The sequence below is a fragment of the Campylobacter gracilis genome (assembly GCF_018374135.1).
GTDB classification, from domain to species: Bacteria; Campylobacterota; Campylobacteria; order Campylobacterales; family Campylobacteraceae; genus Campylobacter_B; species Campylobacter_B gracilis_A.
The window spans coordinates 71280-84947 of record NZ_JAHAFS010000013.1; the positions used below are offsets into that span (position 1 = coordinate 71280).

Below are 13668 nucleotides of genomic sequence, written 5' to 3' on the forward strand. Positions count from 1 at the left end.
CGAAATTTTGAAATTTTTAAAATCTACGATCTCGCAAAATTTGAAAACAGGCTTATCAAGAAATTTTATCTGGCGCCGCTCTGGCAGAATTTTCGCGGTAGAATTTCGCCTTTCGTTTGCAGCGCGCTTATAAATAGCACTTTTATGACGCTCTGAAGGGCGGTGGGAATTCCTGCGCTCGCTATTACGGTATCTATGCGGGAGCGGCGAATAAATTTTTGCCATATATGGGGATTGAGAGCGTCGCAAGCGGCAGCGCGCTTGAAATTTCCGGCACGCAGCATCACAGAGCGAATTTTATTAACTCACACTTTGGCTTAGTTATTTTTCTCCGCTTCTTCATTTTCTTGCGGCTGCGCGACTGCTTTTTTGATCGCTTTTACGAGCGAAACTCTTGTGCCATCCATTCGCAGCACTTCATAGTCGCAGTTTTCATCGCTTATTTTATCGCCGATTTCAGGTAGGCTGCCGAATAGATTAAAGACGTAGCCGCCGATCGTTAGCTGTTCGGTCTCCTCATCAAAGTCGATGCCCATCACCTCCTCGACGCCTTCGATCTCGAAACGCCCTCTAAACTCAAAGGTATTCTCGTCGATACGTTTGAAATTTTGCGCATTCGCGTCGTGCTCGTCGTTGATGTCGCCAAAAATTTCTTCTATGATGTCTTCCATCGTCAAAAATCCCGCAGTGCCGCCGTATTCGTCGATGACGAGCGCGGCAAAAATGCGCTGCTTATTCATCATCGGTAAAATTTTAGAGATTGGGCTGTTTTCAGGCACGATGATGAGTTTGCGCACGATCTTATCGAAGCTTTTATCTCCCTTTTGTTGGATGATGTCGCGGATGTGGATGAGGCCTAGGACGTTATCTTTGCTGCCGTCGATATACGGAAAGCGCGTAAATTTCGACTGCAGTACGGTTGCATAGTTTTCGTCGTAGCTTTTTTGCTTATTTAGGCATATGAGATCGCGCCTCGGCGTCATTATCTCTTTAGCGACCGTGTCGCTGAAATCGACGGCGTTTTTGATGATCTCGGTCTCTAGGCTATCGAGCATGCCGCCTTTTAGGCTCTCGCTTGCGATGATTTTGATCTCCTCGTCCGAAAGCGCAAGCTCGCTCTCTTTGGCGGGCTTTACACCTATGATTTTAAGCGAGACGGCGGCGATGAAGTCAAACGCCTTGATGATCGGAAAAAACATAATCCAAAAAATATGAAGCGGTCTGGAGATAAAAAGCACGATCTTCTCGGTTTTAGCAATAGCGATGGATTTTGGCACCAGCTCGCCGAGCACGACGTGAAATAGCGTAACGAGCGTAAAAGATATGACGAAGGCGATCGTATGTGCCGCTGCCCCGCTGCCTATGCCGATGGATCTTAGCGGCAGCTCGATCAGTCTCGATACTGCTGGCTCACCGATCCAGCCGAGGGCGAGCGAGCTTATCGTAATGCCTAGCTGAGTGGCGCTGAGGTAGGTGTCAAGGGAGTTTGAAATTTTAAAAGCGAGCTTTGCGTTTGGAATTTTATCCTTGATAAGCTCTTCGAGGCGAGACTTTCTGACTTTGACGATTGAGAATTCCGAAAGAACAAAAAAAGCATTCATAAAGATGAATACAAAAGCTAAAACTAACATTAAAATCGAACTGTCCGTGTCCAAATTTCTTATCCTTTGAAATTTAAAAATAAATATTTATGATTATATCTAAAAACGCTTTAAAATCCAAAAGATATGGAAAATGCCTCGCGCCCGCCTCGTAGAATTCCGCGGTAATTTAAAATTTCGCGCTGCGGCAGACCTTTGTCTCAGCGAGATTTTATCGCGATAGAGCTTTGGCGCAGTGGCGGATAATCCTAGCGCCGCACGCAAGCCCATTAAGAAATTTAAATGCGACGATAAAACCTGCTACTTAAAAACCTCAGCGCGCAAACTCTTGCGAAATTTTAAATCGCAAGACTATCTATTTCTTGTGGCAGCCTCGTAAAGCGGCAAGACTTTCGGCATCACCTCTTTTAGATCGGCGATGCGATCGTCGTTTGAAGGGTGCGTGGACATAAATTTAAGTGGATGGCTCTCGTTTAGCTTATTCATCTTCTCCCAGACATTTATCGCCGCCCTTGGATCGTATCCTGCGCGCGCCATCAGCTCGACGCCCATCAGATCGGCCTCTGTCTCATGCGTGCGCGAAAACGGCAGCGTGAATGTGTACTGCGCCGCCATGTTCAAAGCTGCTGAGCCCAGATCTCCAAGCCCCGCTGCGGAGCTTGCTACGGCGATACCGACATCTTTCATCTGTTCGGTCGAAGCTCGCTCGCGGCTGTGTTCGCGCAGTGCGTGCGACATCTCGTGCCCCAAAATAGCAGCCAGCTCGGCATCGGTAAGCTTAAGCTTTTCGATGATGCCCGTATATACGACGATGCGGCCGCCAGGCATACACCAAGCATTGATCGTAGGGTCGTTGATGACGTTTACCTGCCAGTTCCATTTCAGTGCGTCTTTGCGAAATGCGCCGACTTGAGCGATTAGGCGCCTCGAGATGCCTCTAACGCGATCAGTTAGCTTTTTATCGGTATTTAGGACGTGTTTGGCGTTTGCCTGGGCGGTAATCTGCCTGTAGGCAAGCGCGGCACTTTGATCCATTTCAGCCTCGCTTACGGTGATGAATTGCGAGCGGTCGATGCCGACGGCGCCGCCTTGCGTGGTGCTCGCACAGCCGGTAAAAATCATCATCGTAGCAAAGGATATTAAAAGAGCTATTTTTTTCATCTTTTCTCCTTAAAATTTTGCGGCGATTTTAGCGAAATTTGATTAAATTTTTAGAATTTTATTTTGGATTGCTGGATTTTGTAGGCGCGATCTATTTGGAATTTGCCGTAAAATTTAAGGACGCCCGTCGCCTTTAAAATAGGATTGGGCTTTGTAATTTAGCGATAAAATTTAGCGGTGATTTTGCAGAATTTTATCGCGGCGTAAACGAGGCATTGCTGTGTGAAAGTAGTGATTTTATCTAAGCGCGGCGCTGTATAAACACGGCGCCTCTGCGCCTAAATAGAGCAGGGGCGCGGTTTTAAATTTATGCTGCGTAGGTTATTGCGATAAATCCGGCGGAATTTTATTTGCACTAAGCGCTCAGTTTGGGCGGATAGGAGCAATTTGAAATTCGCACAATCAAATCGCGCGATAAAATGGACTCGGATGTCGCTATGATTTGAGATGAGTCGCGTTAATCTTTGCAATGCAAAATTCTAATTGTTAGCTTAGCAGTAGCCCTTCACATTGCATCTTGCGCTACAATGAAATTTTGTTGTGGGAATTGAAATGATCACAGAAATGTCAAACGCCACAGACGTCTTCTCGTAGAATTTATCTCGCGAAATTTCATTTGCGCGCGTCGGGATAAAATTTCAAACTACAAGTCGCACCGTATCATTTTGGATGGAATTTTAAAATTTTACGCGTTTAGAATTTTAAAATTCTGCTACGCAAATCTACGCGATGAAATTTCAAGCTTAAAAATCCGCGCCGTTTTTTCGAATTTTATATATGCTCTGGCAGCTTAAAATTTTACACTTAGAATTTTATCACTGCGGCAAGATTCGGTTGGACCGGGGTCTCACATCGCCGTAGGATTTTTGGCGGCACGGAATTTTGCAGCGCGTATCTAAACTCAGCTACGCAAAATTCATAAAATTCTTTATCAGCATGGAATTTTATATCGCCTTTAAAGCGCATAAAGAATTCTGCGCAGGCCTCGCAAACTCTAACGAAAGCTCCTTTCTTTTAGGGCACGCGAGCTTTAAGGCATGCTAGTAAATTTTGCAGCGCAAAGCAGTGAGCGCTGAGTGTTTACCGCTAGGGATTTCGCGCCCGCGGCGCCCATTTAGTCCTTTTTGGACTTTAGTTTGGCGATCGTTTCTTTTGCAGCCTCGTAAGCCTTAGCGCTCATCTCGCGCGCTCTTTCGCTTACGTTTTTGGCGACCTCGGAGCTTTTTAGCTCGGCAAATTTTTGGCTCATCTTCTTTTCAAACTCGCTAAGCTCTTTTTTGATTGCGTCCAGTTTCTCGTCCAGATCGAGGTTTTCGATGATTTTGGCGCTTTTTTGGCTTAGTTCTTGAGTGATTTCGCGCGCCTTGGCGCTTGCCTTTTTCGCGCGCTCGCCAAGCTCGATTTCGCCAATTTTGGCGCTTAGCTGCTCGGCAAGATCGCTTGAAATTTTTCTAAATTTAGCCAGGTAGCCGTCGAATTCTTCATCGGCGATCTTGGCGATCTCGCTTTTAGCAGGCTCCTCCGAGCTTGCGACCGCGTCGCTTAGCACGGCGCTAAATAGCTCGCTCATCTGCGAAATTTGAAGCCTTTCGTTCTCTAGGCTCTGTGCGTCGCTTGCCGGCGAGAAACTTAGCTCGTCGCGGTATCTTTCGGCGGCTTTGTTTATGCCGTCGTAGCAGCCTAAAATCGCGCCTCTAATCAGCGCAGAGGCGGTATTTTTGCTCTCGTTTGCGACGAAAATCGCGCGATTTATGATGATTTTTGAAATTTCTTTAGTGCGGAATTTCGTAAATTCTCCGTCGCCGATAGCCGAAAATGCGATGTTTTTCGCCGTCTCGTGCGCGGTGTCCTCGATGTCGGTGCCGCTTTCTAGCACGCTTATGAAGGCCAGTTCGCTCGCTTCTTTCAGTACGTCCGCAAGCGGAAGTTTGCTCGCGATAGCTCGCTGTAGTGCCGAGCCTATGCGCTCTTTTAGCTCTGCTTCGCTTGCGTTTTGCAGCGCGGTATCCAGATCATCATAGCTGCGCAAAACAAGGCTTTTAATCGCCTTTTGTTTACAAGCGATCTTTTTGCGCAGATCGTCGTAGTCGTAGATGAGCTTGTAAAGCCCCTGCTCGTCCTCGTCGCACAACGCCTTTTTCACCCCTTCGATTAGCGCTTCGGAGGAGGCGTCCTTTAGAGCCCCTATTTCGTTAAGCTCGGCGGCAAAGCTTAAGATGAGCTTGGCGCTTTTAGCGCTTTTAACATCTTCGCCAAGTCCGCGTAGAGCCTGAAGGCTTTGTTCAAAAGCTAAATTTCGCACGCAGACCGCTAGCTCCTCGTCGCTAATTTGCGCGAGATCGGCGCCGAATTTTTTGATTATTGCTTCTTTCATTTCATCTCCTGTCACAATACATATTTAAAGTGGGCTTTTAAGCGCTCGAAAATTTCGTTTCGATGTAAGTCGTCCTTGACGAAAACGCTTACGTTGAAGCTCATATATTTGCCGCCGTTTGAAAAGCGCGAAAAGTCTATTTTGTAATCTTCGCCCTTTAAAATTTCATCGATCTGCTCACGCTTTTGGGTAGCCGCGTCTAGGACTACTTTGTATTCCCAAAAGAGCGGATAGTCGATTTTTGGCTTTTCAGCTCCTAGTATACACGCCACTCTTGCCCCCCTCTTTGCGCTGCAGCACGATGCCTGTGATCTGCATCGATTTATCTATCGCTTTTAGCATATCATAAATCGTCAGTAGCCCCACACTCACGCCCGTTAGCGCCTCCATCTCGACGCCCGTTTTGCCCGTGATTTTTACAGTTACAAAAAGCTTAAACGCGCACTCGCTCGCAAGCTCCTCAATATCGGTTTTAATCGAAGTAATCGTAAGCGGATGAGTCATTGGTATTAGCTCGCTCGTCTTTTTAGCGCCCATTATCGCGGCAACGACGGCGGTTTGAAGTACGGGACCTTTTTTGGCCGTGTTTTGCTTAACGGCGGCAAACGCCTCCGCACTCATTCGTATGATGCCGCTAGCGGTGGCTACGCGCTCGCTCTCATCCTTGGCGCCGACATCTACCATGCGCGGCATATTATTTTCGTCGATATGTGTGAGCATAAATTTCCTTGCAGTTTTTGGCGGGATTATAGCAGAATTTCGGGCATAAAAAAAGCCCGAGCTTTTAAACTCGGGCTTCATACAAAAAGGAGGTTTTATCTTGTCGGACGAGAACGATTATACTACCTAAACAGTAAATATAAATAAAATATATCCTTTTTAGGCGAACTCTTTCGCGCTTAATTTATAGCCGTTTTTAAAATTTTGATGAAATTTGACGATACGCTTTGGCGCGCTACGTGGGAATTTGAATGGGTAGAGAAATAAAACGGAGCCAAAAAGCGACTAAATTTAAAGCGGATGTTAAAGAGCAAAGATAAAATTTAAAGCAGTTCGCGGTTATTTTAGCTCAATATGGACGATCAAAAGAACGGAGCAGGGCGCTCTGCCAAGCTGCCATAAACAAAACACCGCAAAGAAGCGGCTTAAATTTAATGCCTCGCGCGCAACGTAGCGTAAATTTAAACCCTTCACGCGAGCGTCATAGCGACGCAGGCGCGGATTAAAATAGCGCGTGCAAATTTAAACATCGCCGCGCAAAATCCTGCCTGCATTTTAAATTTAGCCTCGTTTAAATTTTAAATGTTTTTAGCAGGTTGCCTAAGCTTAGCCCCTTATCTTCGCCGTTTGCGCCGCCTCCTAAAAGATCGCCCAAAAAGCTACTTGCGTCGTTGATATCGATTTTGCCATCGCCGTTGAGGTCAAGCTTGGCGCTTGCGATTTTGCCGATCAGCGCGCTGAAATCCACCCCTTTGCTATCGACGGCGTTTGATTGCACGTCCTCGCCGCCGCCCAAAAGTCCGCCCAGCATCGAGCCTAGCGAGCTAGATCCTCCGCTTTCGTTTTTGCTTAAAAAATTTGAGCTGATGCCCGCAATTATCGCATTTATCTGGTCGTCAGGCAGGTCCACGCCTAGAAATTTTTCGATAAAAGCGACCGGACCGCTTTGAAATTCTCTTAAATTTTTATCGTCGCTTTTGAGCGCAGAGACCATATTTACAAGTCCGTTTATGTCCATTTACGCCTCCTTGATCTTGGCTTTCGGAGCCTGTTTTACGATAAGCTCTATTACTTTTAGAGCGTCCGCTTTGGCTTCAAAATCTTTGCTAACCGCGATGATCTGTCCGTTGCTGGCCGTTAGGCGGAAGCGAATCTTGCCTGCTTTATCGGTGTAAAGCTCAAATTTCGGATTATTTAGCTTTTCTCCGCCTGCGATTTGATCCTCGATCTTATTTAGCGCGGCGTTTTTTACGACGCTTTCGATGCCGTTTTTGCAAGCGGCCTTGCTCGTATAAACCTCGGAGGTACATAGCACGTGTCCGTCATAAAGTAGATCGAATTTGCAGCCGTCCTTGGCGTCTTTGATTAAAAACTCAGCCATTTTTCATCCTTTCGTAGAAGATATTGTTATTTTAGCTAAAATTTTAATAAATATTTTTAATAGGCGCGGAATTTTCTGCTAAAATTGCGCACAAATTTCATTTACAAAGGATCATAATGATAAAGACTCTACGTTTTAGCTTGATTTTCGCCGCTGCTTTGGGATTTGGCGCTGATGAAAGCGATGCATTATTTAAGGATATAAGGACGCGTCTGGGTTGCAATCTAGCCGCACAGGACTGCGAGACTAACGCGGGCGGGCAGAAGGCGCTCTTTAGCGTGGCGCGTCATCCGATCGAAGCGGGAGCAAACGAGCTAAAAATAAGCGGAATTTCGCGTGAGCTGAAAAATCCGAGCGTTAAAATTTCGGGCGTGAGTATGAATATGGGCAATGCGGAATTTCCGCTAAAGCGCAGCGCAGACGGCTATGAAGCGACGCTTGACGTTGCGGTGTGCACGCACGCCGTAATGCGCTACAAGCTTGAAATTTACGAGGATGGCGAGCCCAGCGGGCTTTCCGTGTATTTTGATCTGCGAAAGCGTGCTACGGATCGAGACCGCGGCGAAGACGCGCACTTGCATCACCACGAGCATTAGACGCACCCCGTTTGTGCGCGGGGTAAAATTTGCGCTTTTTCAGACACGACGCTTTAGGGGAACTTGCACGTTGATTGTAGAAAATTTTACAAATTTTATAAGGCGCCGCTCGCGATAAATTTTTATTCGGCTTTCAAGTGGTGCCTATCGTGGGCAGATACGGGTGCCTAAACGAATACACGAATAGCCGTAGTGATCTAGGCGCGCTTCATTAGGGCGTTTACAAAAACGCCTTTATAAACGCGCGGCTATTTGCCGCGCATTCGCCGCATGTGTTTCGTAACCGCTACCGCAGCACATCAAATTTAGCCCCTCGCCGCCTTTAAATTTTAAAATTTTTAAAATTCGCTTGCGTTTCATACGCCTAATCTATGCGGAATTTTGAAATTCCTTGTATAATCTGAAGCAAATTTTAAAATCTAAGGAAAGCCATGCAAATATTAAGACAAAAGTACTTTAGCGGCGAGCGCGCGCTGTTCGGTGCAAAAGATCTGCGGATCGAAAATTCCGTCTTTGGCGAGGGCGAGTCGCCGCTAAAACACAGCGCAAATATCGTCGCGCAAAACTGTAAATTTGAGTGGAAATATCCGTTTTGGTATGCCGAAAATATCCGCGCGCAGGATTGTTTATTCGACGAGGTCGCGCGCGCAGGGATCTGGTATAGCCGCGGCGTGGTGCTAAAAGACTGCCTCTACGGCGCGCCTAAAGGACTTCGCCGCGTAAAAGATGCCGCACTGCAAAACGTAGAATTTCATGATGCGCAAGAGACCTTGTGGCACTGCAGCGACGTCACGCTAAAAAACGTCACCGCAAAGGGCGCGTATTTCGGGCTTGATTGCGAAAACTTAAGCATCGAAAATCTATCGCTCTTCGGGGATTACTGCTTCGACGGCTGCAGAAACGTAACGATCAAAAACTCCAAACTCCTATCCAAGGACGCGTTTTGGAACTGCGAAAATATCGTGGTCGAGAACTGCTTCATCGCGGGCGAATACTTCGGCTGGAATTCCAAAAATGTAACGCTGCGAAACTGTAAGATCGAGAGCCTACAGGGCTTTTGCTATATGCAAAATTTGCGCTTGCAAGACTGCGAGCTGATAAATACGACGCTAGCGTTTGAATACAGCGACGTCCGTGCCGAGGTAAAAGGCGCGATCGATAGCGTCAAAAATCCAAGCAGCGGGCTGATCCGCGCGGCAAGTATCAGCGAGCTGATCCTAGACGGCGCAACGGATGCGTCTAAAACTGAAATCATTACTGAATTAAGGGCGTAAGATGGGACTTTTTGATTTTATAAGCGGCAAGGAGAAATATGATTTCGACACTCTACCGAACCGCCGTGGCACGAAGTCGCTTAAATGGGACGTAGGTGAGAATGAGCTTCCGATGTGGGTCGCGGATATGGACTTTGCCGTAGCGCCCGAGATCATCGAGGCTCTGCAAAAGCGGCTAAATGAGCGGGTTTTGGGCTATTCGATTATCGATGATGAGTGGCGCAGCGCGTATCAAGGCTGGTGGCTCGCGCGCCACGATTATGAAATCCAAAAGGAGTGGCTGATCTATGCCGGCGGTACGCTGCCTGCGATCGATTCGATCATCCGCAAGCTCACCTCGCCCGCCGAAAACGTGCTGCTGATGAGCCCCGTTTATAACTGCTTTTACTACTGCATCAAAAACGCCGCCCGCGTGCCTGTGGAAAATGAGCTTACCTACGCTAGCGGCGATTATAGCATCGATTTGGAGGATCTAGAGGCTAAGCTCGCCGATCCGCAGACGACGCTTTTTATCCTTTGCAACCCGCACAATCCGGTCGGTCGCACCTTTAGCAGGGACGATCTCGCCCGTATCGGCGAGCTGTGCGAGAAGCACGGCGTGATCGTGCTTAGCGATGAGGTGCATTGTGATCTGACCGAGCCGGGCGTGCGTTACACGCCATTTGCTGCGGCAAGTAAGAGCTGCGAGAGGATCTCAGCCAGCATAATCGCGCCCACGAAGGCGTTTAATATCGCAGGGCTGCAAAGCGCGGCGGTTTTTGCCGCGGATAAGCGCTTGCGTCATAAAATTTCAAAAGCGCTAAATTCCGACGACATCGCCGAGCCGAATTTTTTCGGCGTCCAGGGCGCGATCGTCGCATTTACGAAGGGTGCCGCGTGGCTGGATGCTCTGCGAGAATACCTCAGCGAAAATCGTAAATTCGCGGCGGAATTTATCGCCCGCGAGCTTCCGCAGGTGCGCGTCGTGCCGCAAGACGCGACCTATCTTATGTGGCTTGATGCGGGCGCTTACACGCAGGATAGCGCGGAGCTTGCGCGCTTCATCCGCGAAAAAACAGGGCTGTATCTCTCCTGCGGCGCGCAATACGGCAAGGGCGGCGAGAGATTTTTGCGCCTAAATATCGCGACCTCTAGGGCGCTGCTAAAAGACGGGCTAGGACGGCTGAAAGAGGCGCTAAAGATTTGCCCGCATTAAACGAACTGCGGCGCGGCAAGGACTAAATTTAAAATTTTATAACGGCCAAATTTAAAGCGGCGGAGCAAATTTTAAAATTTTGCGGCAGGGCGCAAGCTTTACGCTAAATTTAGCGGCTATCAGGCGGCGGCACGCGAATGTTTAATTTAGCGCGCGACAAATAAACCGGCGCTTAAATGCGTTACAAAAGGCGGATTATGGATAGAAACGGCGATCTGGAGGAGCTTTACCTACTTGAAAAACGGCGCGAAAAGCTCGCGCGCATTAGCAAGCTTATCTCATTTTTAATAACCCTGCTGCTAGTCGGACTTTACGTGCTTTTAAATACGAGGGCGGAGCCCGTCCCGTTTGATACAAACTGGCTCATAGTCGCGCTTTTCATCGTCTTTCCAGTCTTAAATGGACTGCTTTACCGTCTATTTTGCGGCTTAAGCTTTGGCAAAAATGAGGGCGCGCAGCGCGCAAATTTTGATAAATTTAGCGGCTTTGATACGGCGCAAGATACGGACGCATTAGGGCAGGGCGCGGCGCAAAAAGGGCAAATTTTTAGCTTCGATGCGAAAGAGGGGCAGGTATTAAAAGCTGAAGCGGGCGAGGGTAGCGGCTTTAAAGACGGCGATAGCCGTATGAGCGCTACTTACGGAAGGTTTGAGCCTAAAGCCGCCGAAGAAGAGGGCGGGAGCGAAAAAGACGGAGCAGCCGGATCAAAATTTAACTTTCTAGCCGATCTACAGGGCCTAGAGGATGAGCGCGCGGCGCTGCAAAAAGCGGTGAAAAAGGCCGGTCTCGTCGCTGCTGCCGTAGGAACCAGTGTGGGCGCGCTGGTGACGCTCTTTTGGGACGAAGTGGCGGTCGGAGCATTTTTCGGCGTGGCTGTTTACGGCGTCGTGAGCGCTCTTTTGACGGCGAGCAAAAGACGAAATTTCAGATCAAATTTTAAAAATAGGGTCATCGCGAGCATCGCAAAAAGCTTTGGGCTTAGCTACGATGAAAGCGGCGGGCTCACAGCAGATGAGTTTTTTGAAATTTACGACTGCTACATAAACGAGCAATCGAGCGAGGATATGATGAGCGGGGAGGTGCAGGGCGTGCGCGTTAGATTTAGCGACTTTTATGCCGCTGAAAAGGTGCGCACCAAAAACGGCACTCGCACCGACGTAAAATTCCACGGAGTGCTTTTCGTCGCGGATTTTCACAAAAGGCTTAACTGCGAGGTGCGGGTGTGTCACAAAAACTCACGAAATCTGCGCAGATACGGGCAGCGAGCGAATATGGACGACGTGAAATTTGAGGAGTTTTTCGACGTCTATACGACCGATCAAGTGGGCGCTAGATACGCTCTGACGCCGCTTTTGATGCAGCGACTGACGGAGGTTTATCTAAGACTGGGCTCTCAGATAAACGCGGTGCTAAGGGAGGATAAAATTTACGTGGCGATCGAGACCTGGCGCGATAATTTCGAGCCTAGAATCGACTGCTCGCTAAAGCAGGACGCTACGATAGCGCTTTACGTAGATGAGATCGGCGCGCTTGTGGGTATCGTGAGCGAGCTAAATTTGAACCGTAAAATTTGGAGCGAATGAGGCAAGCGGCGGCGCTGTGGAGTATGGCTAAGACGGCGGGCTGCATACAGCTCTGGCGACACACAGATATGCAGACAAAGCGCGCGGGATCGTATGCTTAGCGGCACAGATGGGCTGTGTAGCTGGGCGTGGAAATGAATGCATTCCGCGGATCGTGCGTTTGGGCGGATGTGCGATCGCTCCTTCGCACGAGTCAATCGAAAGATTAAACGCACGCGGGAGGCGTTCGTATAAGACTTTGCAAGCTGCATGAACCGATAAATTTTATAAATTCCCGATCCGTTTAACGAGCGAGCGCTTGCTATTTATCATTGCTCGCACGGCAAAATTTTTACCGCACGAGCAGTTTGCATTAGAATTCTACTATCGCTTGAAATTTTACGCCGCCGTGCGCGACTTAAATTTTGCCGCGACGACCCGCGCTAAGCTTGCATTTTGGCTCGGCTAAATTTTGTCGTGCGGAAGCAAAACTTTGCTGCTAGATCGATAAATTTAGCTAGCTTATAAAGCACTCGCCGCCTATGGGCGTTTATGGACGCCGTTTCGGCAAAGCTACGGCGCCAGCGTCGCTGCGAGCTTGCGGGGCTTAGTAAGATCGCCCCGCTAAACTAGACGGCGAATCTAAATTTATAGCTTCCCGCCCTCGATTACGACGTCGTCAGCCTTGATGTCGTCGCCGTATACCGGCGCTAGCGTCGCGTCGTAGTCGGCATGGAAAAAGTTTTCGCCCGCGAGCTTTACGATTAGATCGTCAAGCCATTTGCGAAGCTCGTCGTTACCCTTTTTGACCGCAGGCGCGATGACGTCCTGATCGCCCAGCGAGCGGATACCCACCTTAAAGCCCGGGTTTGACTTCGTCCATGCGAACAAAAGCGTATTATCATGCGCGATCGCATCGCCCCTGCCGTCCAGCATCGCACCGAAAGTCTCGGTATTTTGGTCAAATTTTAAAAGCTTGATCTCGGGATGGTTTTTCGTAAAATACAGATCCGCGGTCGTGCCTTTGTTGATTAAAAGCGTTTTGTCTTTAAGCTGCGAAACGTCGGTGATATCGCCGCCCTTGCTCGCGACGCCGAGGGCTACCTTCATATACGGCAGTGCGAAATCCACGACCTCTTTGCGCTCCGGCGTGACGGTAAAATTTGCAAGCGTGATATCGACCTTATCCGACGCCAAAAATTCCGCGCGATTGGCGGCCTCTACGAGCACGAACTGAACCTTGCTCTCATCGCCCAAAAGCTCCTTTGCGATACGTTTTGCAAAATATACGTCATATCCCGCGTTTTTGCCCGTTTCATCTATGTAACCAAACGGCGGCTTATCGCCGAAAACTGCGATCCTTACTACGCCGCGCTTTTTAATCCCGTCGATATAACTTTGCGGCGCGGCGGAACCTTGCGCGGAATTTGAGGAGCCTTTGCCCTCGTCGTTGCAACCTGCAAAAAACAGCGCGCCCAGCGCGAGAAATAGAGCCAATACCTTTTTCATAGCCTCTCCTTTATTAAAATTTATTTTTTAAATTCGAACATATTTAGAAATTTCTTCGCGCGCTCGCTATTTGGAGCGGTAAAGAACGCCCCCGGTTCGTTAATTTCGACGATGTTTCCCTCGTCCATAAAAACTATGCGATCGGCTACGGCGCGCGCAAAGCCCATCTCATGCGTTACGATTAGCATCGTCTGTCCCTCTTTGGCGAGATTTAGCATTACGTCGAGCACCTCGCGCACGATTTCGGGATCAAGCGCCGCGGTAACCTCGTCAAAAAGCATGATCTTGGGCTTCA

The 13668-nt window shown here is 48.6% G+C and carries 12 protein-coding genes and 1 pseudogene; 4 read left to right on the forward strand and 9 right to left on the reverse strand.

Annotated features, from left to right (window positions below; all coding sequences use genetic code 11):
* Nucleotides 1-317: 317 nt before the first annotated feature.
* The 7 genes from KH703_RS07330 to KH703_RS07360 form a co-directional block, all read right to left on the reverse strand.
* Entirely contained in the window at nucleotides 318-1631 is a 1314-nt protein-coding gene (locus KH703_RS07330; RefSeq protein WP_304295253.1) for a hemolysin family protein, read from the reverse strand.
* A gap of 321 nt (nucleotides 1632-1952) precedes the next feature.
* Entirely contained in the window at nucleotides 1953-2762 is an 810-nt protein-coding gene (locus KH703_RS07335; RefSeq protein WP_304295254.1) for a M48 family metallopeptidase, read from the reverse strand.
* Between the two features lie 1114 nt (nucleotides 2763-3876).
* Nucleotides 3877-5136, reverse strand: coding sequence for a hypothetical protein (locus tag KH703_RS07340; protein WP_304295255.1), 1260 nt, complete (start codon nucleotides 5134-5136; stop codon nucleotides 3877-3879).
* An 11-nt stretch (nucleotides 5137-5147) separates the two neighbouring features.
* Nucleotides 5148-5408 (reverse strand): DUF493 domain-containing protein, encoded by a 261-nt coding sequence (locus tag KH703_RS07345; protein ID WP_177386659.1) that lies wholly within the window; start codon nucleotides 5406-5408, stop codon nucleotides 5148-5150.
* Nucleotides 5386-5856, reverse strand: coding sequence for a cyclic pyranopterin monophosphate synthase MoaC (gene moaC / locus KH703_RS07350; RefSeq protein ID WP_297882536.1), 471 nt, complete (start codon nucleotides 5854-5856; stop codon nucleotides 5386-5388). Before moaC ends, KH703_RS07345 begins: the two co-directional genes overlap by 23 nt.
* A 571-nt stretch (nucleotides 5857-6427) precedes the next feature.
* Nucleotides 6428-6874 carry a hypothetical protein gene (locus tag KH703_RS07355; protein WP_304295256.1) on the reverse strand — a complete coding sequence of 149 codons (447 nt, stop codon included), beginning with the start codon at nucleotides 6872-6874 and terminating at the stop codon, nucleotides 6428-6430.
* The gene (locus KH703_RS07360; RefSeq protein ID WP_304295257.1) at nucleotides 6875-7237 is read right to left on the reverse strand and encodes a YegP family protein; all 363 of its coding nucleotides are present in this window, start codon (nucleotides 7235-7237) and stop codon (nucleotides 6875-6877) included. It abuts the gene before it with no gap.
* Nucleotides 7238-7353: 116 nt separating this feature from the next.
* Here KH703_RS07360 and KH703_RS07365 point away from each other — a divergent pair, with 116 nt between their 5' ends.
* From KH703_RS07365 to KH703_RS07380, 4 genes are all read left to right on the forward strand, one after another.
* Nucleotides 7354-7833, forward strand: coding sequence for a hypothetical protein (locus KH703_RS07365; RefSeq protein WP_304295258.1), 480 nt, complete (start codon nucleotides 7354-7356; stop codon nucleotides 7831-7833).
* Between the two features lie 431 nt (nucleotides 7834-8264).
* Entirely contained in the window at nucleotides 8265-9107 is an 843-nt protein-coding gene (locus tag KH703_RS07370; RefSeq protein ID WP_304295259.1) for a DUF3737 family protein, read from the forward strand.
* 1 nt (nucleotide 9108) lies between these two features.
* Complete coding sequence (locus KH703_RS07375; RefSeq protein WP_304295260.1) at nucleotides 9109-10302, forward strand: MalY/PatB family protein; 1194 nt, start codon at nucleotides 9109-9111, stop codon at nucleotides 10300-10302.
* A 197-nt stretch (nucleotides 10303-10499) separates the two neighbouring features.
* Entirely contained in the window at nucleotides 10500-11885 is a 1386-nt protein-coding gene (locus KH703_RS07380) for a DUF3137 domain-containing protein (protein ID WP_304295261.1), read from the forward strand.
* Nucleotides 11886-12512: 627 nt separating this feature from the next.
* On the opposite strand, the gene KH703_RS07385 is transcribed toward KH703_RS07380, so the two are convergent.
* Entirely contained in the window at nucleotides 12513-13373 is an 861-nt protein-coding gene (locus tag KH703_RS07385; RefSeq protein ID WP_304295262.1) for a cysteine ABC transporter substrate-binding protein, read from the reverse strand.
* A 20-nt stretch (nucleotides 13374-13393) separates the two neighbouring features.
* Nucleotides 13394-13668: pseudogene (locus tag KH703_RS07390) on the reverse strand (amino acid ABC transporter ATP-binding protein); the annotation flags it as partial.